We start from the raw sequence: 22922 nt of genomic DNA on the forward strand, positions 1-22922 counted from the left end.
TAAAACGGCGGCGAGTTTAGCACGCCGGGCAGGCCCTCTAGGCTAAACTGCGCAACTACGCCGAGGAGCCCCCCCCATGCAAAACCCGCAGAACCTGATTTGGATCGATCTGGAAATGACCGGTCTGAACCCCGACACCGACGTCATCATCGAGATGGCGACCATTGTCACTGACAGCAATCTGAACACCTTGGCTGAAGGACCGGTTATCGCTATCCATCAGAGCGACGAGATCCTTGCCGGCATGGACGAGTGGAACACTCGCCAGCACGGCGGTTCCGGCCTGACCCAGCGGGTTCGCGAAAGCCGCATCAGCATGGCCGAAGCCGAAGCCCAGACCATTGCCTTCCTGGAGCAGTGGGTACCCAAGGGCAAGTCGCCCATCTGTGGCAACAGCATCTGCCAGGACCGACGCTTCCTCTATCGCCACATGAAGGCCCTGGAAAGTTACTTCCACTACCGCAACCTGGACGTCTCGACCCTCAAGGAACTGGCCGCCCGCTGGGCCCCGGACGTGCGCGACAGCTTCAAGAAAGGCAGCACTCACCTGGCTCTGGACGACATCCGTGAATCCATCGCCGAGCTGCAGCACTACCGCAAGCACTTCATCAAATTCTAACCTGCAGGAGCCGGCTTGCCGGCGAACGGGCGCGCGCTGCAAGCGGCGCCCGTGCCCGCCCTCTTTTGGTGCTCGCCTCAACTGAGTAGACTGCGCGCCTTCCTGTAAGGACCGCCATCATGCTGTTGATGCTTTATCTGATCGCCATTACCGCCGAAGCCATGACCGGCGCCTTGTCTGCCGGCCGTCGCGGCATGGACTGGTTCGGCGTGGTGCTGATCGCCTGTGTCACCGCACTTGGCGGCGGCTCGGTGCGTGATGTGCTGCTGGGCCACTACCCGCTGACGTGGGTCAAGCACCCGGAATACCTGGTACTGACCTCGGTGGCGGCCCTGGTGACGATCTTTATCGCACCGCTGATGCGCCATCTTCGTTCACTGTTTCTGGTGCTCGACGCCGTGGGCCTGGTGGCCTTTACCCTGATCGGCTGCATGACCGCCCTGGAAATGGGCCACGGCATGCTGGTGGCTGCGGTGAGCGGGGTGATCACCGGGGTCTTTGGCGGCATCCTCCGGGATATATTTTGCAACGACATTCCCCTGATCTTCCGCCGAGAACTGTACGCCAGCGTGTCCTTCGCTGCGGCCTGGTGCTACATGCTGTGCATCTATCTGCAGTTGCCCAGCGAGCAGTCGATTCTGGTCACCCTGTTCGGCGGCTTCCTGTTACGGCTGCTGGCCATCCGCTTTCATTGGGAGATGCCCAAGTTCGTCTACAACGACGAACATTGACGCTTGGCGTGCTGGGTCAGCGCCCATTGCACGTGCTCGCGTACCAGTTCCGAGGGGTAGTCCTGGCGCGCCTTCAGGGCTTCAAGTACCGGAATGCTGGAAGGGGCATTGCCCAGGCCTACCGCCAGGTTGCGTAGCCAGCGCTCATAACCGGCGCGGCGCAGGGGCGAACCTTCGGTGCTGCTGAGGAACTTGTCCTCGTCCCACATGAACAGTTCTGCCAGTTCGGCATTGTCCAGGTTGTGACGGGGTTTGAAGTCGCCTTCTCCCGAGGGGCGGGCGAAGCGGTTCCAGGGGCAGACGATCTGGCAGTCATCGCAGCCGAATACCCGATTGCCGATCAGTGGGCGCAGGTCTTCGGGAATGGCGCTTTTCAGTTCGATGGTCAGGTAGGAAATACAGCGTCGTGCATCCAGTACATAGGGACCGACGAAAGCGTTGGTCGGACAGATGTCCAGGCAAGCGGTGCAGCGCCCGCAATGCTCGGTGGTGTGGGCGTTGTCCACTGGCAGAGGCAGGTCGACAAACAGTTCGCTGAGGAAGAAGTAACTGCCGGCCTTGCGGTTGAGTACCAGGGTATTCTTGCCAATCCAGCCGAGCCCGGCCTGCTCGGCGATGGCTTTTTCAAGCACCGGTGCGCTGTCGACGAACGCGCGATAGCCAAAGGGGCCGATGGCTTGCTGGATGCGTTCGGCCAACTGCTGCACGCGCTTGCGGATCAACTTGTGATAGTCGCGGCCCAGGGCATAACGCGAGACATACGCCTTGGACGGCTGGGCCAGGCGTTGGGCCATCTGGGTGTCGCCGGGCAGGTAGTCCATGCGTAGCGATACCACCCGCAGCGTGCCGGGCACCAACTGATCGGGATGGGAGCGTTTGCTGCCGTGGGCGCCCATGTATTCCATTTCGCCGTGGTAGCCGGCGGCGAGCCAGCGCTCCAGGTGCTGCTCATGCTCGGCCAGGTCCAGGCCGCTGATGCCGACTTGTTGAAAGCCCAGTTCGCGGCCCCAGTCCTTGATCGATTGGGCGAGAGCGGGGAGATCCTGGGTAATAGCGGGCATGAGGCGAGAGAAACCGGAGCTGAGGTGCGTATAATTCTGCCAGACATCGGAGCCCGAAGACGCATGCCGCAGACAAAACACCCTTTACCCGACGTTCAGTTGCTGACTGGTGCCCATTTGCCGCGACTGCTGGCTCGTCCTCTGGACGCACATAAGGGCCAGTTCGGTCATTTGTTGCTGATCGGTGGCGATCGCGGTTTTGCCGGCGCCGCGTTACTGAGCGCGGAAAGTGCCTTGCGCAGTGGTGCGGGACTGGTGTCTCTGGCGACTCGCAGTGAACACGTAGCGGCGGCTGCCGCGCGGCTGCCGGAAGTCATGGCCCAGGGCACCCATTCGGCCAACCAACTGATGGGGCTGTTGGCGCGGGCCACGGTATTGGTCGTCGGTCCCGGGCTGGGGCAGGGCGCCTGGGGGCGCAGCCTGTTGTCGGCAGCGGCCAACGCATCTTTGCCTCAGGTATGGGACGCCGATGCCTTGAACCTCCTGGCTCTGGGCGGTCTACAACTGCCGACGGCCAGTGTGATCACCCCTCACCCTGGGGAGGCGGCCCGTCTGCTGGGGATTTCTATCGCCGAGGTCCAGGGTGATCGTCCGGCGGCGGCCCGAGCCTTGAGCGCAAAATACTCGGCGGTTGCCGTGCTCAAGGGCGCCGGCAGCCTGATCGCCAGTACCGACGGGCAAGTAGCCCGTTGTGAGGGTGGGCATCCGGCGATGGCCACGGCAGGGTTGGGCGATGTGCTGGCAGGGTTGATCGGTGCGTTGATGGCGCAGGGGCTTTCGACATTCGATGCGGCTTGCCTGGCGGTCTGGGTACACGCCCGCGCCGGCGAACAGCAAGGCAAATTGGGCCGAGGGCTGGCGGCCAGTGATCTGATTCCAGCCATTCGTCAGTTGTTGGAGGAGCAATCACCGTGTCTGAGTTAACCCTTTACCTGGCCGACGAGCAGGCCATGGTGGAATTTGGTGCACGCATTGCTCAAGTCACCCAGGGCGTGGGGGTGATTTTTCTTGAGGGCGATCTGGGGGCGGGCAAAACCACCTTGTCCCGGGGGATTATTCGCGGGCTGGGGCATGCAGGGGCGGTGAAAAGCCCGACCTTTACCCTGGTGGAGCCCTACGAGATTGGCTCGGTGCGGGCTTTTCACTTCGATCTGTACCGTCTTGTGGACCCGGAAGAGCTGGAGTTCCTGGGGATTCGTGACTACTTCGAAGGCGATGCATTGTGTCTGTTGGAGTGGCCCCAGCGTGGTGCAGGCTTTTTGCCAAAGCCCGACCTGACCATTACCATTACCCCGCATAACAATGGGCGTTCTGTGCATCTGTTGTCTCAAGGCTCGCGAGGCGAGTCTTGGTGTGCCGCTTTGGCGTTGGAATTCAAATAATTGATGGGGTTAGGTATGCGCATTCGCGCGTTGGTTGCTGTCGTAGGACTGTTGCTTACGGCATTGGCCGTCGATGCTGTGGCCGCTACACAGGTTCGCAGCGTCCGCCTGTGGCGGGCACCGGATAACACGCGACTGGTATTCGACCTGTCCGGCCCGGTTCAGCACAGCGTCTTTACCCTGACGGCCCCGGATCGCCTGGTGATCGATATCAATGGCGCGACCCTTGGCGGCCCGCTGAATGTCGCCACGGCCAATACGCCGATCACCGCCATGCGCTCGGCGCAGCGTACCCCCAGTGACCTGCGGGTGGTCATCGACCTGAAAAAGGCCGTCACCCCCAAGAGTTTTACCCTGGCGCCCAACGCCCAGTACGGCAATCGCCTGGTAGTCGACCTGTTCGACAACCCGGCTGATGCCGCGCCGCCTGCTGCACCGCCCCCTACTGTGGCTACCGTTCCCGCTGTGCCAGTCACGCCTGCGGAGCCGGCGATCAAGCTGCCTCCGGCCCCGGCGGGCAAGCGCGACATCATCGTGGTGATCGACGCCGGTCACGGCGGTGAAGACCCGGGTGCTTCCGGCTCCCGTGGTCAGCATGAGAAAGACGTGGTGCTGGCCATTGCCCGTGAGCTGCAGCGTCAGGTCAATGGTCTCAAGGGGTTCCGCGCCGAGCTGACCCGCACTGGCGACTACTTCATTCCGTTGCGCGGTCGTACCGAGATCGCTCGGAAGAAGGGCGCCGATCTGTTCGTTTCGATCCACGCCGATGCCGCACCTTCGACCGCAGCCTTTGGCGCCTCGGTATTCGCCTTGTCCGAGCGCGGCGCCACATCGGAAACTGCCCGCTGGCTGGCGGACAGTGAAAACCGCTCCGACCTGATCGGTGGTGCCGGCAACGTCAGCCTGGATGACAAGGACCGGATGCTGGCCGGGGTGCTGCTGGATCTGTCGATGACCGCATCCCTGACCTCCAGCCTGAATGTCGGGCAGAAAGTCCTGAACAACATCGGCCGGGTCACACCGCTGCACAAACAGCGTGTGGAGCAGGCCGGGTTCATGGTACTCAAGTCCCCGGACATTCCATCGATCCTGGTGGAAACCGGCTTTATCTCCAACTCCAATGAAGCCTCGAAGCTGGCCACTGCCAGCCACCAGCAGGCCTTGGCCCGCTCCATCAGCAGCGGCGTGCGGCAGTTCTTCCAGCAGAACCCGCCACCGGGCACCTATATCGCCTGGCTGCGGGATTCCGGGAAGATTGCCCAGGGCCCTCGTGATCACCGGGTCAACCCGGGGGAGACCCTGGCGATGATCGCGGTGCGCTATCAGGTGTCGGCGGCGGCCCTGCGCAGCGCCAACAATCTGAAGAGCGATGAATTGAAAGTGGGACAGGTCCTGACCATCCCCGGTACTGAATTGGCGGCCAAGGAATGAGTGACTCGGTAATCAGCGGCGCGCGCATCGAGCTGCTCAGCCCGCGCCTGGCCAACCAGATCGCCGCGGGCGAGGTGGTTGAGCGCCCGGCTTCGGTGATCAAGGAACTGTTGGAAAACAGCCTGGACTCCGGCGCCAAGCGCATTGATGTGGATGTCGAGCAGGCTGGGGTCAAGCTGCTGCGGGTCCGTGATGATGGCAGTGGCATTTCCTCCGACGATCTGCCCCTGGCGCTGGCGCGGCACGCCACCAGCAAGATTCGCGATCTGGAAGACCTTGAGCGGGTGATGAGCCTGGGGTTTCGCGGGGAAGCCCTGGCCTCCATCAGTTCCGTGGCGCGCCTGACCCTGACTTCCCGCACCCGTGATGCCGATCAGGCCTGGCAGGTAGAAACCGAAGGCCGAGACATGGCGCCGCGAGTGCAGCCTGCGGCCCACCCGGTAGGCACCTCGGTGGAAGTGCGTGACCTGTTCTTCAATACTCCGGCCCGACGCAAGTTTCTCAAGGCGGAGAAAACCGAGTTCGATCACCTGCAGGAAGTGATCAAGCGTTTGGCTCTGGCGCGTTTCGATGTGGCTTTCCACTTGCGCCACAACGGCAAGAGTATCCTCAGTCTGCATGAAGCCAAGGACGACGCGGCTCGCGCCCGTCGCGTGGCGGCGGTCTGTGGCTCGGGCTTTTTGGAGCAGGCGCTGCCGATTGAAGTCGAGCGCAACGGCCTGCATCTGTGGGGCTGGGTGGGCTTGCCGACCTTCTCCCGCAGTCAGGCGGACTTGCAGTATTTCTACGTCAACGGTCGTGCGGTACGGGACAAACTGGTGGCCCACGCGGTGCGTCAGGCCTATCGCGATGTACTGTTCAACGGCCGGCATCCGACTTTTGTGCTGTTCTTTGAAGTCGACCCCTCGGTGGTCGACGTCAACGTGCACCCGACCAAGCATGAAGTGCGCTTCCGTGACGGGCGCATGGTCCATGACTTCCTTTATGGCACCTTGCACAGGGCCTTGGGCGATGTGCGCCCCGAGGACCAGTTGGCAGCGCCGGCGGCGGTCGCAGGTATTGTGCGGCCCAGCGGTATCGAAGCCGGTGAGTTCGGACCTCAGGGTGAAATGCGCCTGGCTGCGAACCTGGCCCTGGAGCAGCCGCAGTCCCAGCCGAGCTTCAATGCACCGGGTTCCGGTGTTGGCAGTGGCTATCAGTATCAGTACACGCCACGGCCCCAGCCGGTGCTGCCGGCGGCGGAGTCCCAGGGAGTCTATCGCGAGTTCTTTGCACCTTTGCCTGGGGCCGCGGCCACAGCTCTGCCGGAGGGCCAGGAGGATATTCCGCCGCTGGGCTATGCCCTGGCACAGCTCAAGGGTATCTATATCCTCGCGGAAAACGCTCTGGGCCTGGTGCTGGTGGATATGCACGCCGCTCATGAGCGAATCATGTACGAGCGCCTGAAGGTGGCCATGGCCAGCGAAGGCTTGAGTGGCCAGCCGTTATTGGTGCCGGAATCGATTGCTGTCAGCCAGCGTGAAGCCGATTGCGCGGAAGAGCATGTCGCCTGGTTCCAGCGTCTGGGCTTCGAGTTGCAGCGCCTGGGGCCCGAGTCCCTGGCGATCCGGCAGATTCCGGCGCTGTTGAAGCAGGCCGAGGCCAATCGCCTGGTGCACGACGTGCTCGCTGATTTGATGGAATACGGCACCAGCGACCGAATTCAGGCTCATCTCAATGAACTGCTCGGCACCATGGCCTGCCACGGCGCCATTCGCGCCAACCGGCGCTTGGCCCTGGCGGAAATGAACGGCCTGCTGCGGGATATGGAAAACACCGAGCGCAGTGGCCAGTGCAACCACGGTCGACCGACCTGGACCCAAATGGGCCTGGACGATCTGGACAAACTCTTTTTGCGCGGCCGTTGATGACTCAGCTTCCTCCAGCGATTTTCCTGATGGGCCCGACCGCTGCGGGCAAGACCGACCTGGCCATCGAGTTGACCAAGGTGCTGCCTTGCGAGCTGATCAGTGTCGACTCGGCGCTGGTGTATCGCGGCATGGATATCGGTACCGCCAAGCCCTCCAGGGAGTTGCTGGCGCAGTTTCCCCATCGCCTGATCGATATTCTCGACCCCGCCGAAAGCTACTCGGCGGCAGATTTTCGTACCGATGCCCTGGCGGCCATGGCCGATATCACCGCCCGAGGCAAGATTCCGCTGCTGGTGGGCGGCACCATGCTGTATTACAAGGCGCTGCTTGAAGGCCTGGCGGATATGCCGCCAGCAGACCCGCAGGTTCGTGCCGAACTCGAAGACGAGGCGCAACGCGTTGGTTGGCAGGCGCTGCATGATCAGTTGGCGGCTGTGGACCCCGAGTCCGCGGCGAGGATTCATCCCAATGATCCTCAACGCCTGACGAGAGCGCTGGAAGTCTATCGGGTCAGCGGCCTGACAATGACCGCTCATCGTCAGCGTCAATTGGCGCAAAGTGCTGAAGCAGGCGCATCGGGACGCGGTCAATTGCCCTATACTGTCGCCAATCTGGCCATCGCTCCGGCGAATCGTCAGGTACTGCACCAGCGTATTGCACAAAGATTCACACAAATGTTGGAACAGGGATTCATTGACGAGGTCGTAGCTCTGCGTTCAAGAAGTGACCTGCATGCCGGGTTGCCGTCTATACGTGCAGTGGGTTATCGCCAAGTCTGGGATCATCTGGATGGCAAGCTGACGTCAGCCGAAATGCAGGAGCGGGGCATCATTGCCACGCGCCAATTGGCGAAACGGCAGTTCACCTGGCTACGCAGTTGGGCTGACCTGCAATGGTTGGACAGTCTGGATTGCGACAATCTGCCACGCGCCTTGAAATACTTAGGGACGATCTCCATATTGAGCTGAGTCCTTGCAATTGCCGTCTATCCTTGGGGGTGTGACGGTTATAGCTATCTGTTTTCCGATTTTTATTATTGATCCTTAAAGGAGTGCGGCACATGTCAAAAGGGCATTCGCTACAAGACCCTTACTTGAATACATTGCGTAAAGAGAAAGTTGGGGTTTCCATCTATCTGGTTAACGGGATCAAACTGCAAGGCACGATCGAGTCCTTCGACCAGTTCGTTATCCTGCTGAAAAACACCGTCAGCCAAATGGTTTACAAGCACGCTATCTCGACAGTGGTTCCGGTTCGCCCAATTCGTCTGCCTAGCGCATCCGAATCCGAACAGGGTGACGCTGAGCCAGGTAACGCCTGATAGGAGTCTCCTTTGTTCTTTGAGCGCCACGGTGGTGGTGAACGGGCCATTCTCGTTCACTTGGATGGTCAGGACCCTGAGGCGCGCGAAGATCCGCAGGAGTTTCAGGAGCTGGCATTATCGGCCGGCGCCGAGACCGTCGCGTTTGTTAGCGTGCCGCGTCATCGGCCAACCGCCAAATACCTGGTTGGCAGCGGCAAGGTCGAGGAATTGCGCGATCTGGTCAAAGCCGAACAGGTAGACCTGGTGATTTTCAATCACATCCTCACGCCCAGTCAGGAGCGTAACCTCGAACGTGTATTCGAGTGTCGCGTAATTGATCGCACGGGTCTGATTCTCGATATCTTCGCTCAGCGCGCGCGCACTCATGAGGGCAAGCTCCAGGTTGAACTGGCACAGCTTGAGCACATGAGCACGCGATTGGTTCGTGGCTGGACTCACCTTGAACGGCAGAAAGGCGGTATCGGTCTGCGTGGCCCAGGTGAAACTCAGTTGGAAACCGACCGGCGCCTGCTGCGAGTGCGTCTGCGGCAGATCAAGGCGCGCCTGGAAAAAGTTCGCAGCCAGCGTGAGCAGGCCCGCCGTGGCCGCAAGCGAGCGGATATCCCTTCAGTGTCTCTGGTGGGCTATACCAACGCCGGCAAGTCCACGTTGTTCAACGCCGTTACCCAATCCGATGTCTTCGCCGCTGACCAGTTGTTCGCTACCCTCGATCCGACCTTGCGCCGCTTGGAGCTGGATGATCTGGGGCCGATTGTGCTGGCTGATACCGTGGGCTTCATTCGCCACCTGCCGCACAAGCTGGTGGAGGCGTTTCGGGCTACCCTCGAGGAGTCCAGCAACTCTGATCTGCTGCTTCATGTGATCGATGCTCATGAGCCCGAACGCATGGCCCAGATCGAGCAGGTGATGGTCGTGCTGGGGGAGATCGGGGCTCAAGACTTGCCGATCCTGGAGGTCTATAACAAACTCGATTTGCTCGAGGGTGTGGAGCCACAGATTCAGCGCGATCCCGATGGCAAGCCGCAGCGGGTCTGGTTATCGGCCCGTGATGGCCAGGGACTGGATCTACTCAAGCAGGCCATCGCGGAACTGCTGGGTGAAGATTTGTTCGTGGGCACCTTGCGCTTGCCTCAGCGTTTTGCTCGACTGCGAGCACAGTTTTTCCAGTTGAACGCTGTGCAGAAAGAAGATCACGACGACGAAGGGGTCAGTTTGCTGGCCGTTCGCCTGCCGCGGGCCGAATTGAACCGGCTGGTCAGTCGCGAAGGCATGCAGCCGTCGGAATTCATCGAGCAACACACTTTGCAATAAAAGCCTGGGCATGCGGTTGTGCCGCTGTAGCAGGCATTCTGTAGCATTGGTCGGCGCGCCGTGGGTGCGTCTTTGCTTTATCAGATGGAGAGCGCTATGGCTTGGAATGAGCCGGGTGGCAACTCGAATAATCAGGACCCTTGGGGTGGTAAGCGCCGCAATAATGGCGATCGCAAGGGGCCACCAGATCTCGACGAGGCCTTCCGTAAGCTGCAGGAAAGCCTGAATGGGTTGTTCGGTGGTGGTAAGAAACGTGGTGATGACGGCGGTAGCTCCGGCAAGGGCGGTGGTTTCGGCTTGCTGGGTATTGGTCTTGTCGTGCTGGCGGCCGTGTGGCTGTACAGCGCGGTTTATGTAGTCGATGAGCAGGAGCAAGCCGTGGTGCTGCGCTTCGGCAAATACTACGAAACCGTCGGCCCGGGTCTGAACATCTACTTCCCGCCGATCGATCGCAAGTACATGGAAAACGTCACGCGTGAGCGTGCCTACACCAAGCAGGGGCAGATGCTCACCGAGGACGAGAACATCGTCGAAGTGCCGCTGACCGTGCAGTACAAGATCAGCAACCTGCAGGACTTCGTGCTGAACGTCGATCAGCCGGAAATCAGCCTGCAGCATGCGACCGACAGCGCCCTGCGCCATGTGGTGGGTTCTACCGCCATGGACCAGGTGCTGACCGAAGGTCGTGAATTGATGGCCAGTGAGATCAAGGAGCGGCTGCAACGCTTCCTCGACAACTACCGCACCGGTATCACCGTGACTCAGGTGAACGTACAGAGCGCAGCCGCACCGCGTGAAGTACAGGAAGCCTTCGACGACGTGATCCGTGCTCGTGAAGACGAACAGCGTTCGCGCAACCAGGCTGAAACCTATGCCAACGGTGTTGTGCCGGAGGCTCGCGGTCAGGCTCAGCGCATCCTCGAAGATGCCAATGGTTATCGCGACGAAGTGGTATCGCGGGCCAAGGGTGAGGCTGATCGCTTTACCAAGCTGGTTGCCGAGTACCGCAAGGCTCCTGAAGTGACTCGTCAGCGCCTGTACCTGGATACCATGCAGGAAGTCTTCAGCAATACCAGCAAGGTGTTGGTGACCGGCAGCAAAGGCGGGCAGAACAACCTGCTCTACCTGCCGCTGGACAAGATGATCGACAGTGGTCGTAGCGGTGGTGTTCCGGCAACGGGCTCGGCGTCTGCGACCAGCAATGAAGCGAATGCGCGCGCCGCTGCTGATCACATGCAGCAACAACAGCAGACGCGTTCTAGGGAGAGTCGCTGATGAGCAATAAATCGCTGATCGCCCTGATCGTGGGCGTTGTCGTGGCGGTGGTTGCCTGGAACAGCTTCTACATCGTCGCTCAGACCGAGCGCGCGGTGTTGCTGCAGTTCGGTCGCGTGGTTCAGGCTGATGTCCAGCCTGGCCTGCATGTGAAAGTGCCCTACGTGAACCAGGTGCGTAAGTTTGATGCGCGCCTGATGACCCTGGATGCACCGACACAGCGCTTCCTGACCCTGGAAAAGAAAGCGGTAATGGTGGATGCCTACGCCAAGTGGCGAGTGAAGGATGCCGAGCGCTTCTACACCGCGACTTCCGGTCTCAAGCAAATTGCCGACGAGCGTCTTTCCCGTCGTCTGGAGTCGGGCCTGCGTGACCAGTTTGGTAAGCGCACGCTGCATGAAGTGGTTTCCGGTGAGCGTGATGCGCTGATGGCGGATATCACGGCTTCGCTGAACAGGATGGCGGAAAAGGAGCTGGGTATCGAAGTGGTCGATGTCCGGGTCAAGGCCATCGATCTGCCCAAGGAAGTGAACCGCAGCGTGTTCGAGCGGATGAGTACCGAGCGTGAGCGTGAGGCTCGCGAGCACCGTGCCAAGGGTAACGAGTTGGCCGAAGGTATTCGTGCTGACGCTGATCGTCAGCGTCGCGTGCTGCTGGCTGAAGCCTATCGCGAGTCTGAAGAGGCGCGCGGTGACGGTGATGCTCAGGCGGCGGCGATCTACGCCAAGGCCTACGGTCAGGACCAGGAGTTCTACGCGTTCTATCGTAGCCTGCGTGCCTACCGTGAAAGCTTCGCGAACAAATCCGACGTCATGGTTCTGGACCCAAGCAGTGACTTTTTCCATTATCTGGAAAAGTCCAAGCCTTGATCCTGCCCTGATCCTGGGGCACCCCGCCGGGCGGCTAAAATGCCTCGCGGGGTGATCCTTTGGGAAAACGGGTGTATGATGCGGCAGCCGGGAAATTCCCGGCTTTTTTGCGTCTGCATCTTTGATTGGCCGTGGCTCGTTCAAGAGCTCGGCAAGATTTTTCGAGGAAAATAGTCTGTACAGCTGATTCCTGGCTGCCTGTCCGGCTGAGCTCGCGTCGGATGCGACTGTTTTCTGCTTCACTCTAAGGCTGGCCCCAGGCTTGCCGCCCGGACCATAGGGGAATGGCGTAATGGCAACGGTAGACCGCTGGCTGCTGCCAGATGGCATCGAAGAAGTATTGCCGCCGGAAGCGGCGCGCATTGAAGTGGCGCGTCGTCAGGTGTTGGATCTGTTTCAGAGTTGGGGTTACGAGTTTGTCGTCACTCCCCATATCGAATACCTGGAATCCCTGTTGACAGGCGCTGGCCAGGACCTGGACCTGCGTACCTTCAAGGTCATCGACCCGCAGTCGGGCCGGCAGATGGGGTTCCGTGCCGACATCACGCCACAAGTGGCGCGAATCGATGCCCATACCCTGCGCCGGGAAGGGCCGAGCCGCCTGTGTTATGCCGGCAGCGTGCTGCATGCTCAGCCGCGGGCCTTGTCGTCTTCGCGCAGCCCGATCCAGTTGGGCGCCGAGTTGTACGGCGACGCCAGCCCGAGCAGCGACGTTGAGGTCATCAGTCTGATGCTGGCCATGCTGCAGTTGGCCGATGTGCCGGATGTGCACATGGATCTGGGGCACGTGGGTATCTACCGTGGCCTGGCCCAGGCTGCCGGCCTGTCCGGCGCCGTAGAGCAACAGTTGTTCGACGCCCTGCAGCGCAAGGCGATCGATGAAGTCATCAGCCTGACCGAGGGCTTGCCTGCCGACCTGGCGGACATGCTGCGCTCGCTGGTGGAGTTGTGTGGCAGTCGCGAGGTACTGGGCGATGCCCGTCGTCGCCTGGCGGGTGCGCCGACCTCGGTGTTGCTGGCTCTGGATGAATTGCTGACGATCGCCGAGCGCTTGTCGGTGCGTTTCCCTGATTTGCCGTTGTACTTCGACCTGGGCGAGCTGCGGGGCTATCACTACCACACGGGCGTGGTGTTCGCGGTGTTTGTACCGGGCGTGGGTCAGTCCATCGCTCAGGGCGGCCGTTACGATGACATCGGCGCCGATTTTGGGCGTGCCCGTCCAGCGACCGGTTTCTCTACCGATTTGAAAACCCTGGTGACCCTGGGGCGTGCTGAGGTCGAGCTGCCGTCTGGCGGTATCTGGATGCCTGACAGCACTGACGCGGCACTCTGGCAGACCGTCTGCCAGTTGCGCAGTGAGGGTCAGCGTGTCGTTCAGGCTCTGCCTGGACAACCTTTGGCCGCCGCCCGTGAAGCGGACTGCGACCGGCAATTGATTCAGCAGAATGGGCTTTGGCAAGTATTGCCGCTGGCTTCTTGAGTTTTCCTGCCGGCGGCTGCCGGCACCAAGTTTGCGCGAATGAGGACAAGTGTTATGGGTAAGAATGTCGTAGTCCTGGGCACCCAATGGGGTGATGAGGGCAAAGGCAAGATCGTTGATCTGCTGACCGAACATGCCGCTGCCGTAGTGCGCTACCAAGGTGGTCACAACGCTGGCCACACCCTGGTGATCGACGGTGAGAAAACCGTCCTGCACCTGATTCCGTCCGGCGTGCTGCGCGAAGGCGTGCAGTGCCTGATCGGTAACGGCGTGGTGGTAGCACCGGATGCCTTGATGCGTGAAATCGTCAAGCTGGAAGAAAAAGGCGTACCGGTGCGCGAGCGCCTGCGTATCAGCCCTTCCTGCCCGCTGATCCTGTCCTATCACGTAGCCTTGGATCAGGCCCGCGAGAAGGCCCGTGGCGAGCAGAAGATCGGTACCACCGGTCGCGGCATCGGCCCGGCTTACGAAGACAAGGTTGCACGTCGTGGCCTGCGCATCGGTGATCTGTTCCACCGTGAGCGTTTCGCCGCCAAGCTGGGCGAGTTGCTGGACTACCACAACTTCGTACTGGTCAATTACTACAAAGAGCCGGCCATCGACTTCCAGAAGACTCTGGACGAGTGCATGGAATACGCCGAGCTGCTCAAGCCGATGATGCTCGACGTGACCGCCGAGCTGCACCAGCTGCGTCGCGCCGGCAAGGACATCATGTTCGAAGGCGCCCAGGGTTCGCTGCTGGACATCGACCACGGTACCTACCCGTACGTCACCAGCTCCAACACCACCGCGGGCGGTATCGCCACCGGTTCGGGCGTGGGGCCGATGTACCTGGACTACATCCTGGGCATCACCAAGGCCTACACCACTCGCGTGGGCTCGGGTCCGTTCCCGACTGAGCTGTTCGACGACATCGGTGCTTTCCTGGCCAAGCGTGGCCACGAGTTCGGCGCCACTACCGGCCGCGCTCGTCGCTGCGGTTGGTTCGATGCCGTGATCCTGCGTCGCGCCATCGACGTCAACAGTATCTCGGGCCTGTGCCTGACCAAGCTGGACGTGCTGGACGGGCTGGAAACCATCAACATCTGTGTTGGCTACAAGAACCAGGATGGTGCAGTCATCGACGCGCCGACCGACGCCGACAGCTACATCGGCCTCGAGCCGGTGTATGAGCAGATGCCGGGCTGGAGCGAATCGACCCTGGGCGCCAAGACCCTGGAAGAGCTGCCTGCCGCCGCCCAGGCCTACATCAAGCGCATCGAAGAGCTGGTCGGCGCGCCGATCGACATTATTTCGACAGGTCCGGACCGCAACGAAACCATCGTTCTGCGTCATCCGTTCGCTTGATAAGTTGTTGATGTAAAAACCAAAGGGCCCTTGATCGGGCCCTTTGTCGTTTCTGTCCGCCGTGCGGCACGGCCCTTGCTGTGAAATTCGCTTCTAGAGTGCCATCAGAATAATGGCGTCAAAAGTAGAGGGATTTCCTGTGTCGGCCGTTCTCTCACTGTTACAAAGCCGTTTACTGCGGCCTGTGTTCGTTACTCTCGGTATCGCCCTTTTGGTGCAGGTGGTGCTCGCTGTTGCCCTGACTCGGAGCACAGTGACTGCCCTTGAGGCCGATCTGGCTGCGCGTTTGGGTGTCGATAGCCAGAAGTTGTCTGGCGAGCTCGAGCAAGCGGGCAAGGAAGTCACTTCCAGTCTGGAAAGCCTGTCCAGCAGTACGCGTCAGCGTCTGACGGCGGGGCTGTCTTCGCGTTTAAAGGAGGAGCAGGTCCAGTTGCGTGCAGCACTGGAGAAGGACCTCAAGGACTCCGCCAATGACATGGCCCAGTTGCTGGCATCTGTGGCGCCTCGTGCCATGTGGGACAGTGATGTACCGACTCTGTCCGAGTTCGCACGGCGTGCCCAGCGTAATCCCAACGTACTGTTCGTGGTCTATGACGATGCGGCGGGTGAGCATCTCACTCGTTATCTGAATCGTGAGAATCCGATCAACAAGGCCCTGTTGGAAAAGGGCAGGGGCGATCGGGCCTTGGACAAGGTTCTGGATGCCGCCAAGAACGATCCGTCTGTTTACTACCTTGAGGCGTCGATCAATCCTAATGGAGTGGAAATCGGCAAGGTGTTGATGGGGGTGTCCACGGCCTCGGTAGAGGCAGATATCGCCGCTTTGGATCAGCGTTTCGGGGCATTGATCGCTAGCAGTGACCAGTTGGTTGGCGACAGTCTCAAGGGGGCCTCCGCCGACAGTTCGGCGGCCATGCGCTCGCGCTTGCAGTCGGCTCAAGCCACTGCCGCGCAGATGCAGGCCAATACCGCAAGCACGGTGCAGGAGGCTGCGGCCACCTTGCGCTGGCAGATCGGTGTCGGCCTGGCGCTGGTGGGGTTGGCCCTGCTGCTGTTGTTGGCGGTGGTGCTCGGGCGGCGGGTGGTGAACAAGCTGCATCTGTTGATCACGGCTCTCAACGATCTGGCTGCGGGCGAAGGGGATCTGACCAAGCGCGTGCCCCTCAACAGCAATGATGAGATCGGTGATATGGCCTCGGCGGTGAATCGCTTTGTGGATAAGTTACAACCCATAGTGCGTGAGGCGGGTGATGTGGCGCAGCGTACCGGTGTGGAGATCGGGGCCATGAGCCTGCGCAATGCCGGGGCGGATGCTGCGGCCGAGGCGCAGCGTGACGAAGTGGCCGAAAGTTTGCGGGCGCTGTCGCAGATGGCCGATGAGGCTCAGGCGGAAAGCCAGGCGATGCAAGCGGCACTGCAGCAGGTGGTGGAGATCCGCCAGGCTACTGACGAGAATACCCGTACCTCGGAGCAGGTCGGCAGCCTGATCGAGGCCTTGGCAGGGCAGGTGGACACCGGAGCCAAGGTGATCGAGCGGCTGGCTCAGCAGAGTGAGCAGATCGAGGTGGTGCTGACGGTGATCCATGGTATTGCCGAACAGACCAACCTGCTGGCGCTGAACGCGGCGATCGAGGCGGCGCGTGCCGGTGAAACCGGGCGCGGTTTTGCCGTGGTGGCGGATGAGGTGCGGGCCCTGGCCAGCAAGACGCAAAGCTCCACTGGCGATATCCAGGCGCATATCGGTGCTTTGCAGCAAGGTGCGCGAGAAGCTGTTGCTGCCATTGGTCAGGCCGGGCGCCAGGCCAGTGAGGGCTTGCTGGTGCTGCGCGATAGTGCGCGGTTACAGCAATCGGTGCAGTCCTCGGTAGAGCAGGTGCATGCGGCCATCGGTCTGGCCACCCAGGCTGCAGCACATCAAGCTCAGGGGGCGCAAGCGGTGCGGGGACGGGTGGAAACCATTCATGCTCAGGCCGAGCGAGCGGCTCAGGCTGTGGTGGAGACTACCGCCAGCGGCAAGGTGCTGGACAGCCTGGCGGCGCAGCTCAAGGCCAGTCTGGGGCAGTTCCGCGCCTGATGCTTCGCCGGCAAGCCGGCTCCTACGAGCGTTCTGTAGGAGCCGGCTTGCCGGCGAAGGTCTTCTCAGCGATTCAAATACATCCGCGTCGTCAGCAGATACACCGGCAGCCCCGACACCAGAATCAGCAGTGCTGCATAAGGTGCCGCGGCTGCAAACTCCACATTCGCCGTATGGGCCCAGACCTCTGTGGCCAGGGTGTTCACCCCGGTCGGGCTGAGCAGCAAGGTTGCAGTCAGTTCTTTCATCGCATCCAGAAATACCAGGGCGAAGGCCGCGCCCAGCGCTGGAAAGATGATCGGCAAAGTCACCCGGCAAAAAGCGCTGAACGACGATGCTCCCAAGGTTCTTGCCGCTTCTTCCAGTTGCGGTGCGGCCTTGTTCAGGGCAGTGCGGATCGGCGCCTGTGCCAGGGGCAGGAACAGCAGGGCATAGGCGATCAACAACAGCGCCGAGGTTTGATACAGCACCGGCACATAGTGCAGGGCGAAGTACACCAGCGTCAGGGCGATCACCAGGCCCGGTAGGGCGTGCAACAGGTAGGGTAGACGCTCGGCCCAGATGGCCAGTCGTCCCTTGTAGCGCACCACCAGCAGACCCACGGGAACCGCCAGCACCAGGCACAGGGCGGCACCGCCCAGGGACAGTGCCAGGGAGGAAAGCAGTGCTTCGCTGATGGCTGCGACCGGGAAAGCGGCCGATGAGCCTGCGGCCAGCCAGTAGGCAAGCATTCCCAGGGGCACGCCGCTGCCAATCAAGGCCAGGAGCAGGCAGTAGATTTGCCCGCCTGCGGACCAGCGTCCCAGGCGTACCTGTTCCGCATGTCGCGCTGCACCTTGGCCGGTGCGTACATGACGACCCTTGCCGCGAACCCGCAACTCTAGACCAAGCAGTATCAGGCAGAGCGCCAGCAGCACTGCCGAGAGCATGGCTGCGTTGGCGTTGCTGAACTCCAGCTCGAATTGCTGATAGATCGCCGTGGTGAAAGTCTGCAGGCCGATGATCGACAGCGCGCCGAATTCCACCAGCATGTGCAGGGCAATCAACAGTGATCCCGCCAGCAACGATGGCCAGAGCAGGGGCAGGGTGATCTTGAAGAACACGCCCCAGCGATTTTGCCCAAGGGTGCGTGCGGACTCTTCGAGGGAGGGGTCCAGATTACGCAGGGTGGCTGCCACCGGCAGGAACACCAGGGGGTATTTGGACAGGGTCATCACCAGGATCGCACCGCCCAGTCCTTCGAATCCGGCACTCAGGGACACCCAGGTGAAGCTGCTGACGAAGGCCGGTACGGCGAAGGGCAGGCACAGCACCACGCCCCAGAACCGTCGCCCTGGCAGATCGCTGCGTTCCAGTAACCAGGCCAGGGACAGGCCAATCACTGCGCAGGCGATGGTGACTCCCAGCATCAGTAGCAGGGTGTTGCTCAGCAGGCGCAATACATAAGGGCGCCACAGCAGGTGCAGGGCATCGGCCCAGCCGGCCTGCCAGGCCTTGAGCCCGACATACAACAGAGGCAGCAGGCTCAGGCCAACCAGTAGCAACACCGGCAGCAGCAGCCAGATCGAGGGCCGCTTGCGCCTCGGCACGTATGGCGTGCGCGAGGCGGGGGCGCAGAGTGGCGGATTCATCAGTTCAGGCCGACGTCGCGTTCCAGGTCCAGAGCTTCCTCGGCATTGCCGAGATCGGCCGGGGTTACTTTCGGAGCTTGCAGTTCACTGAATGGCTTGAGGCCGCGATCCGACTCCATGCCTTTATGCAGTGGGTACTCGGCAGTGGTCTGGGTGATCACCCGCTGACCTTCTTCGCTGGCCATGTAGGCAAGGAATTGCTGGGCTTCTTTCGGGTGCTTGCTGGATTTGAGCACTGCGGCGCTGGATACAGTGATCAGGCCGCCGACATCGCCGCCGGTGAAATAGTGCAGTTTCGAGTCCAACTGACCTTTTTCCCGTTGCAGGGCGAACCAGTAGTAATTGTTCACCAGGACGGTGGCCACTTCGCCGTTTTCCACGGCCTTGAGGGCTACCATGTTATTGCTATAGACCTTGCCGAATGCCCGCAGACCGGTCAGCCACTCTTCGGCTGCATCCATGCCGTGCAATTTGATGATGGCCACGGCCTGTTCCTGGAAGGCGCCGCTGGTCGGTACGAAGCCGACCTTGCCTTGCCATTGTGGCTGGGAGAATTCCATCACCGACTTGGGGAGGTCTTTCTCGTCGATCAGTTTCGGGTTGAAAGCCACCACCCGCACTCGCGCAGTGATGCCGATCCAGGTGCCGTTGCCGGCCACGTATTCCTTGGGCAGGACGGCCAGGGTCGCGGCATCGGTCTGGGCTAGCAGGCCTTGTTCGCCCAGTTTGTTCAGGGGCGGGGACTCTTCGGTGTAGATCACGTCGGCGGGGGAGCGATCGCCTTCTTCGACGACTTGGCTGGCCAACTGATTGCTGCTGCCCTTGCGCACATTGACGTGAATGCCGGTCTTGGCTTCGAAGGCTTTGGCGATAGCGTCGCCGACTTCCTTGTGCTGGCCGTTATACAGGGTCAGGGAAACCGGATCGGCTGCCTGGGTGAGTGGAGATGCCAGGGTCAGTCCCAGCAAAGTGATGGTCAAGCCACGCAGAAGGGATGTTGAAAGGAGGGTATTTCTGAACATCATTCGCAGGTTTCCTCACTGTTGTGCCGCAAAAACTTGTAACAATCATAAACGATATCGTTTCTCATGTGCGCTTTACGGGTACGGTGGCGGGCTGATGAGGCGAGGAGATACTGGAAGGCAGAAACGCAAAAACCCGCTTTCGCGGGTTTTTGAAAAACTTGAAAGCAATGCTCTCAAGTTTGAATTGGTGCCCAGAAGAAGACTCGAACTTCCACGACCTTGCGGTCACCAGCACCTGAAGCTGGCGTGTCTACCAATTTCACCATCTGGGCAGTATCGACGTTGTCGCCGTGTCGATGGAGCGCACTATACGGACCGTGTTTTGATCTGTAAACCCCTGTTTTGGTTTTATTAAATCAAACACTTAGAATGCAAAAACCCGCTTTCGCGGGTTTCTGTTTGAGCCTTGAAACTGATCTAATCTCAAGCTCTTGAATTGGTGCCCAGAAGAAGACTCGAACTTCCACGACCTTGCGGTCACCAGCACCTGAAGCTGGCGTGTCTACCAATTTCACCATCTGGGCAGTATCGCTGACGTCTCCGTCGTCGATGGCGCGCACTATACGGAGGGTCTTTTGAGCTGTAAACCCCAGATTTCAAAAAAGTTTGAAAAAACTCTCCAGTGGCAGGTGTGAGGATGTTTCTGAGGGGGCAATGAGGATTTTTCCAGCGTTGTCTGAGCCTGAAATTTCCCGTTTCAATACGCGTATGCCAAACTAACCCGCATATAGACAAGGTGAAATTTATCTAATGGCCGATTGGCAGTCCCTCGATCCCGAGGCCGCTCGTGAAGCGGAAAAATACGAAAACCCTATTCCTAGCCGCGAACTCATCCTCCAGCACCTTGCTGATCGGGGTTCGCCTGCTAGTCGCGAGCAGTTGGTAGAAGAGTTCGGTCTGACCACAGAGGACCAGCTGGAAGCCCTGCGCCGCCGCCTACGCGCCATGGAGCGCGACGCTCAACTGATCTACACCCGCCGGGGCACTTATGCACCGGTGGACAAGCTCGACCTAATCCTTGGCCGTATCAGCGGCCACCGCGACGGCTTCGGCTTTCTGGTGCCGGATGACGGCAGTGATGACCTGTTCATGAGCCCGGCCCAAATGCGCCTGGTATTCGATGGTGACCGTGCGCTGGCACGGGTTTCAGGTCTGGATCGTCGTGGTCGTCGCGAAGGCGTGATTGTCGAAGTGGTCTCCCGTGCCCATGAGAGCATTGTTGGTCGTTACTTCGAAGAAGGCGGTATCGGCTTCGTGGTAGCGGATAACCCGAAGATCCAGCAAGAAGTGCTGGTGACGCCGGGGCGCAATGCCAATGCCAAGGTCGGTCAGTTCGTTGAAGTGAAGATTACTCACTGGCCGACGCCGCGCTTCCAGCCACAAGGCGACGTGGTTGAAGTCGTAGGCAACTATATGGCTCCGGGCATGGAAATCGACGTTGCCCTGCGCACCTACGATATTCCTCATGTCTGGCCCGAGGCCGTGCTCAAGGAAGCGGCCAAGCTCAAGCCGGAAGTGGAGGAGAAGGACAAAGAGAAGCGCATCGATCTGCGTGATCTGCCTTTCGTCACCATCGACGGTGAAGACGCTCGCGACTTCGACGATGCGGTGTTCTGCGAAGCCAAGCCCGGCAAACTGCGCTTGTTCGGCGGCGGCTGGAAACTGTATGTGGCCATTGCCGACGTCTCCAGCTACGTGAAGATTGGTTCGGCTCTGGATGCAGAGGCCCAGGTGCGTGGCAACTCGGTGTATTTCCCCGAGCGGGTTATCCCGATGCTGCCTGAGCAGCTTTCCAATGGTCTGTGCTCGCTGAATCCGAAAGTCGATCGTCTGGCCATGGTTTGTGAGATGACCATCTCCAAGTCCGGCGAAATGACCGATTACCAGTTCTATGAAGCGGTGATCCACTCCAAGGCTCGACTGACCTACAACAAGGTCAGCGCCATGCTCGAGCAGCCGAAAACCACCGAAGCCAAGCAACTGCGCGGTGAGTACGCGGATGTCGTACCGCACCTGAAACAGTTGTATGCGCTGTACAAGGTCCTGCTCGGTGCTCGCCATACCCGTGGCGCCATCGACTTCGAAACCCAGGAAACCCGGATCATCTTCGGTTCCGAGCGCAAGATCGCCGAAATTCGTCCAACCACGCGCAACGATGCTCACAAACTGATCGAGGAATGCATGCTGGCGGCCAACGTGGCCACCGCCGAGTTCCTCAAGAAGCACGAGATTCCTGCCCTGTACCGGGTGCACGACGGTCCGCCGCCGGAGCGTCTGGAGAAACTGCGCGCGTTCCTTGGCGAGCTGGGCCTGTCCCTGCATAAAGGCAAGGATGGTCCGACGCCGAAGGACTACCAGGCGCTTCTGGAAACCATCAAGGACCGTCCGGATTACCATCTGATCCAGACCGTGATGCTGCGCTCCCTGAGCCAGGCGGTGTACAGCGCTGATAACCAGGGTCACTTCGGCCTGAATTACGAAGCCTATACCCACTTCACTTCGCCGATCCGTCGTTACCCGGACCTGCTGACCCACCGGGCCATCCGCAGTGTCATCCACTCCAAGCAAGACACGCCGCACGTGCGTCGCGCCGGAGCGATGAGTATTCCGAAAGCGCGTATCTATCCGTACGACGAGGCCATCCTCGAGCAGCTCGGCGAGCAGTGCTCGATGAGTGAGCGTCGTGCCGACGAAGCCACTCGTGACGTGGTGAACTGGCTCAAGTGCGAGTTCATGAAGGATCGTGTCGGCGAATCCTTCCCTGGAGTGATTACCGCGGTCACCGGTTTTGGTCTGTTCGTCGAACTCACCGATATCTACGTCGAAGGCCTGGTGCATGTCACTGCGCTGCCAGGTGACTACTACCACTTCGACCCTGTGCATCACCGCCTGGCGGGCGAACGCACCGGTCGCAGCTTCCGCTTGGGCGACACCGTGGAAGTGCGGGTCATGCGCGTAGACCTGGACGAGCGCAAAATCGATTTCGAGATGGCCGAGAAAACCATCAGTGCACCGATTGGTCGCAAAAAGCGCGGTGCTGCGGACGTGCCGGCGAGCAAGGCAGTCGAGGAGCCTGCTCCAGCGAAGGCGGGGCGTCGCAGCTCTGCCAAGGAGAAAGCGGTCGAGGCTTACCGTCCGAGCGATGCGGCGGCAAAAAACGCCGAAGTACGCAAAAGTCGTGAAATGAAACAGGCGCTGCTGGCGGGAGCCAAAGGCGGTGGTAAAGCGGCGTCTGGGGGAAAGTCCGGCAAATCGGCTCCGGCCAGAGACAGCGACCGGCCAGCCAAACCGAGCAAACATCGTAAAGGTCCGCCCAAGGCGGGCTCCGCTTCCGGCGCGAAAAGCGGCGGGGCGCGCAAACCTAAGGCCAAGTCATGAGTCAGTTGGAAAAAATCTACGGCGTGCACGCTGTAGAAGCGTTGCTGCGTCACCATCCCAAGCGGGTCAAGCAG

At 60.6% G+C, this 22922-nt stretch carries 18 protein-coding genes, 2 tRNA genes and 1 pseudogene; 16 read left to right on the plus strand and 5 right to left on the minus strand.

The annotated features are described in order from the left end of the window. Positions 1-76: 76 nt before the first annotated feature. On the plus strand, positions 77-619 hold the full coding sequence (orn, locus tag BLX41_RS00910; protein ID WP_011058931.1) for an oligoribonuclease: 543 nt from the start codon (positions 77-79) through the stop codon (positions 617-619). Between the two features lie 116 nt (positions 620-735). Beyond that, entirely contained in the window at positions 736-1350 is a 615-nt protein-coding gene (locus BLX41_RS00915; RefSeq protein WP_177330307.1) for a trimeric intracellular cation channel family protein, read from the plus strand. Here BLX41_RS00915 and queG read toward each other — a convergent pair. Next, positions 1332-2411: a tRNA epoxyqueuosine(34) reductase QueG gene (gene queG, locus BLX41_RS00920; RefSeq protein WP_123723391.1), complete on the minus strand. Its 1080-nt coding sequence runs from the start codon at positions 2409-2411 to the stop codon at positions 1332-1334. The genes BLX41_RS00915 and queG overlap by 19 nt on opposite strands. A gap of 63 nt (positions 2412-2474) precedes the next feature. On the opposite strand from queG, the gene BLX41_RS00925 reads away from it, so the two are divergent. The 12 genes from BLX41_RS00925 (at position 2475) to BLX41_RS00980 (ending at position 16814) form a co-directional block, all read left to right on the plus strand. After that, positions 2475-3335 carry an NAD(P)H-hydrate dehydratase gene (locus BLX41_RS00925; protein ID WP_123723392.1) on the plus strand — a complete coding sequence of 287 codons (861 nt, stop codon included), beginning with the start codon at positions 2475-2477 and terminating at the stop codon, positions 3333-3335. Next, positions 3323-3793, plus strand: coding sequence for a tRNA (adenosine(37)-N6)-threonylcarbamoyltransferase complex ATPase subunit type 1 TsaE (gene tsaE, locus BLX41_RS00930; RefSeq protein ID WP_123723393.1), 471 nt, complete (start codon positions 3323-3325; stop codon positions 3791-3793). The genes BLX41_RS00925 and tsaE overlap by 13 nt, the downstream gene beginning before the upstream one ends. Positions 3794-3796: 3 nt before the next feature. Then, positions 3797-5224: an N-acetylmuramoyl-L-alanine amidase gene (locus tag BLX41_RS00935; protein ID WP_221179182.1), complete on the plus strand. Its 1428-nt coding sequence runs from the start codon at positions 3797-3799 to the stop codon at positions 5222-5224. After that, positions 5221-7131, plus strand: coding sequence for a DNA mismatch repair endonuclease MutL (mutL, locus tag BLX41_RS00940; RefSeq protein WP_123723395.1), 1911 nt, complete (start codon positions 5221-5223; stop codon positions 7129-7131). Before BLX41_RS00935 ends, mutL begins: the two co-directional genes overlap by 4 nt. Beyond that, positions 7131-8102 carry a tRNA (adenosine(37)-N6)-dimethylallyltransferase MiaA gene (gene miaA / locus BLX41_RS00945; protein WP_123723396.1) on the plus strand — a complete coding sequence of 324 codons (972 nt, stop codon included), beginning with the start codon at positions 7131-7133 and terminating at the stop codon, positions 8100-8102. Before mutL ends, miaA begins: the two co-directional genes overlap by 1 nt. A 92-nt stretch (positions 8103-8194) precedes the next feature. Next, positions 8195-8455 carry an RNA chaperone Hfq gene (gene hfq / locus BLX41_RS00950; protein ID WP_007921378.1) on the plus strand — a complete coding sequence of 87 codons (261 nt, stop codon included), beginning with the start codon at positions 8195-8197 and terminating at the stop codon, positions 8453-8455. Between the two features lie 12 nt (positions 8456-8467). Further along, complete coding sequence (gene hflX / locus BLX41_RS00955; protein ID WP_123723397.1) at positions 8468-9769, plus strand: ribosome rescue GTPase HflX; 1302 nt, start codon at positions 8468-8470, stop codon at positions 9767-9769. Positions 9770-9865: 96 nt separating this feature from the next. Next, positions 9866-11044: an FtsH protease activity modulator HflK gene (hflK, locus tag BLX41_RS00960; RefSeq protein ID WP_123723398.1), complete on the plus strand. Its 1179-nt coding sequence runs from the start codon at positions 9866-9868 to the stop codon at positions 11042-11044. Beyond that, positions 11044-11913 (plus strand): protease modulator HflC, encoded by an 870-nt coding sequence (gene hflC, locus BLX41_RS00965; protein ID WP_102862912.1) that lies wholly within the window; start codon positions 11044-11046, stop codon positions 11911-11913. Before hflK ends, hflC begins: the two co-directional genes overlap by 1 nt. Positions 11914-12205: 292 nt before the next feature. Continuing rightward, positions 12206-13393: an ATP phosphoribosyltransferase regulatory subunit gene (locus BLX41_RS00970; protein ID WP_123723399.1), complete on the plus strand. Its 1188-nt coding sequence runs from the start codon at positions 12206-12208 to the stop codon at positions 13391-13393. Between the two features lie 54 nt (positions 13394-13447). Then, entirely contained in the window at positions 13448-14740 is a 1293-nt protein-coding gene (locus tag BLX41_RS00975; protein ID WP_011058943.1) for an adenylosuccinate synthase, read from the plus strand. Positions 14741-14879: 139 nt separating this feature from the next. Next, the gene (locus BLX41_RS00980; RefSeq protein ID WP_123723400.1) at positions 14880-16814 is read left to right on the plus strand and encodes a methyl-accepting chemotaxis protein; all 1935 of its coding nucleotides are present in this window, start codon (positions 14880-14882) and stop codon (positions 16812-16814) included. Between the two features lie 65 nt (positions 16815-16879). Here the strand turns inward: BLX41_RS00980 and BLX41_RS00985 are convergent, their stop codons facing one another. The 4 genes from BLX41_RS00985 to BLX41_RS01000 all read right to left on the minus strand — a co-directional run bounded on the left by BLX41_RS00985 (position 16880) and on the right by BLX41_RS01000 (position 19994). After that, on the minus strand, positions 16880-18445 hold the full coding sequence (locus BLX41_RS00985) for an ABC transporter permease (protein ID WP_123723401.1): 1566 nt from the start codon (positions 18443-18445) through the stop codon (positions 16880-16882). Then, on the minus strand, positions 18445-19470 hold the full coding sequence (locus BLX41_RS00990) for an extracellular solute-binding protein (protein WP_123723402.1): 1026 nt from the start codon (positions 19468-19470) through the stop codon (positions 18445-18447). The genes BLX41_RS00985 and BLX41_RS00990 overlap by 1 nt, the downstream gene beginning before the upstream one ends. Positions 19471-19655: 185 nt before the next feature. After that, positions 19656-19742, minus strand: a tRNA-Leu gene (locus BLX41_RS00995). Between the two features lie 165 nt (positions 19743-19907). Then, a tRNA-Leu gene (locus tag BLX41_RS01000) sits at positions 19908-19994 on the minus strand. A gap of 226 nt (positions 19995-20220) precedes the next feature. Here BLX41_RS01000 and rnr point away from each other — a divergent pair. Together rnr and BLX41_RS34130 are read left to right on the plus strand one after the other, a co-directional pair. After that, positions 20221-22848 carry a ribonuclease R gene (gene rnr, locus BLX41_RS01005; RefSeq protein WP_123723403.1) on the plus strand — a complete coding sequence of 876 codons (2628 nt, stop codon included), beginning with the start codon at positions 20221-20223 and terminating at the stop codon, positions 22846-22848. Next, positions 22845-22922, plus strand: a pseudogene (locus BLX41_RS34130) (23S rRNA (guanosine(2251)-2'-O)-methyltransferase RlmB); the annotation flags it as partial. The gene rnr and the pseudogene BLX41_RS34130, both read left to right, overlap by 4 nt.

The sequence above is a fragment of the Pseudomonas protegens genome, from assembly GCF_003732485.1.
Lineage (GTDB): Bacteria > Pseudomonadota > Gammaproteobacteria > Pseudomonadales > Pseudomonadaceae > Aquipseudomonas > Aquipseudomonas protegens_B.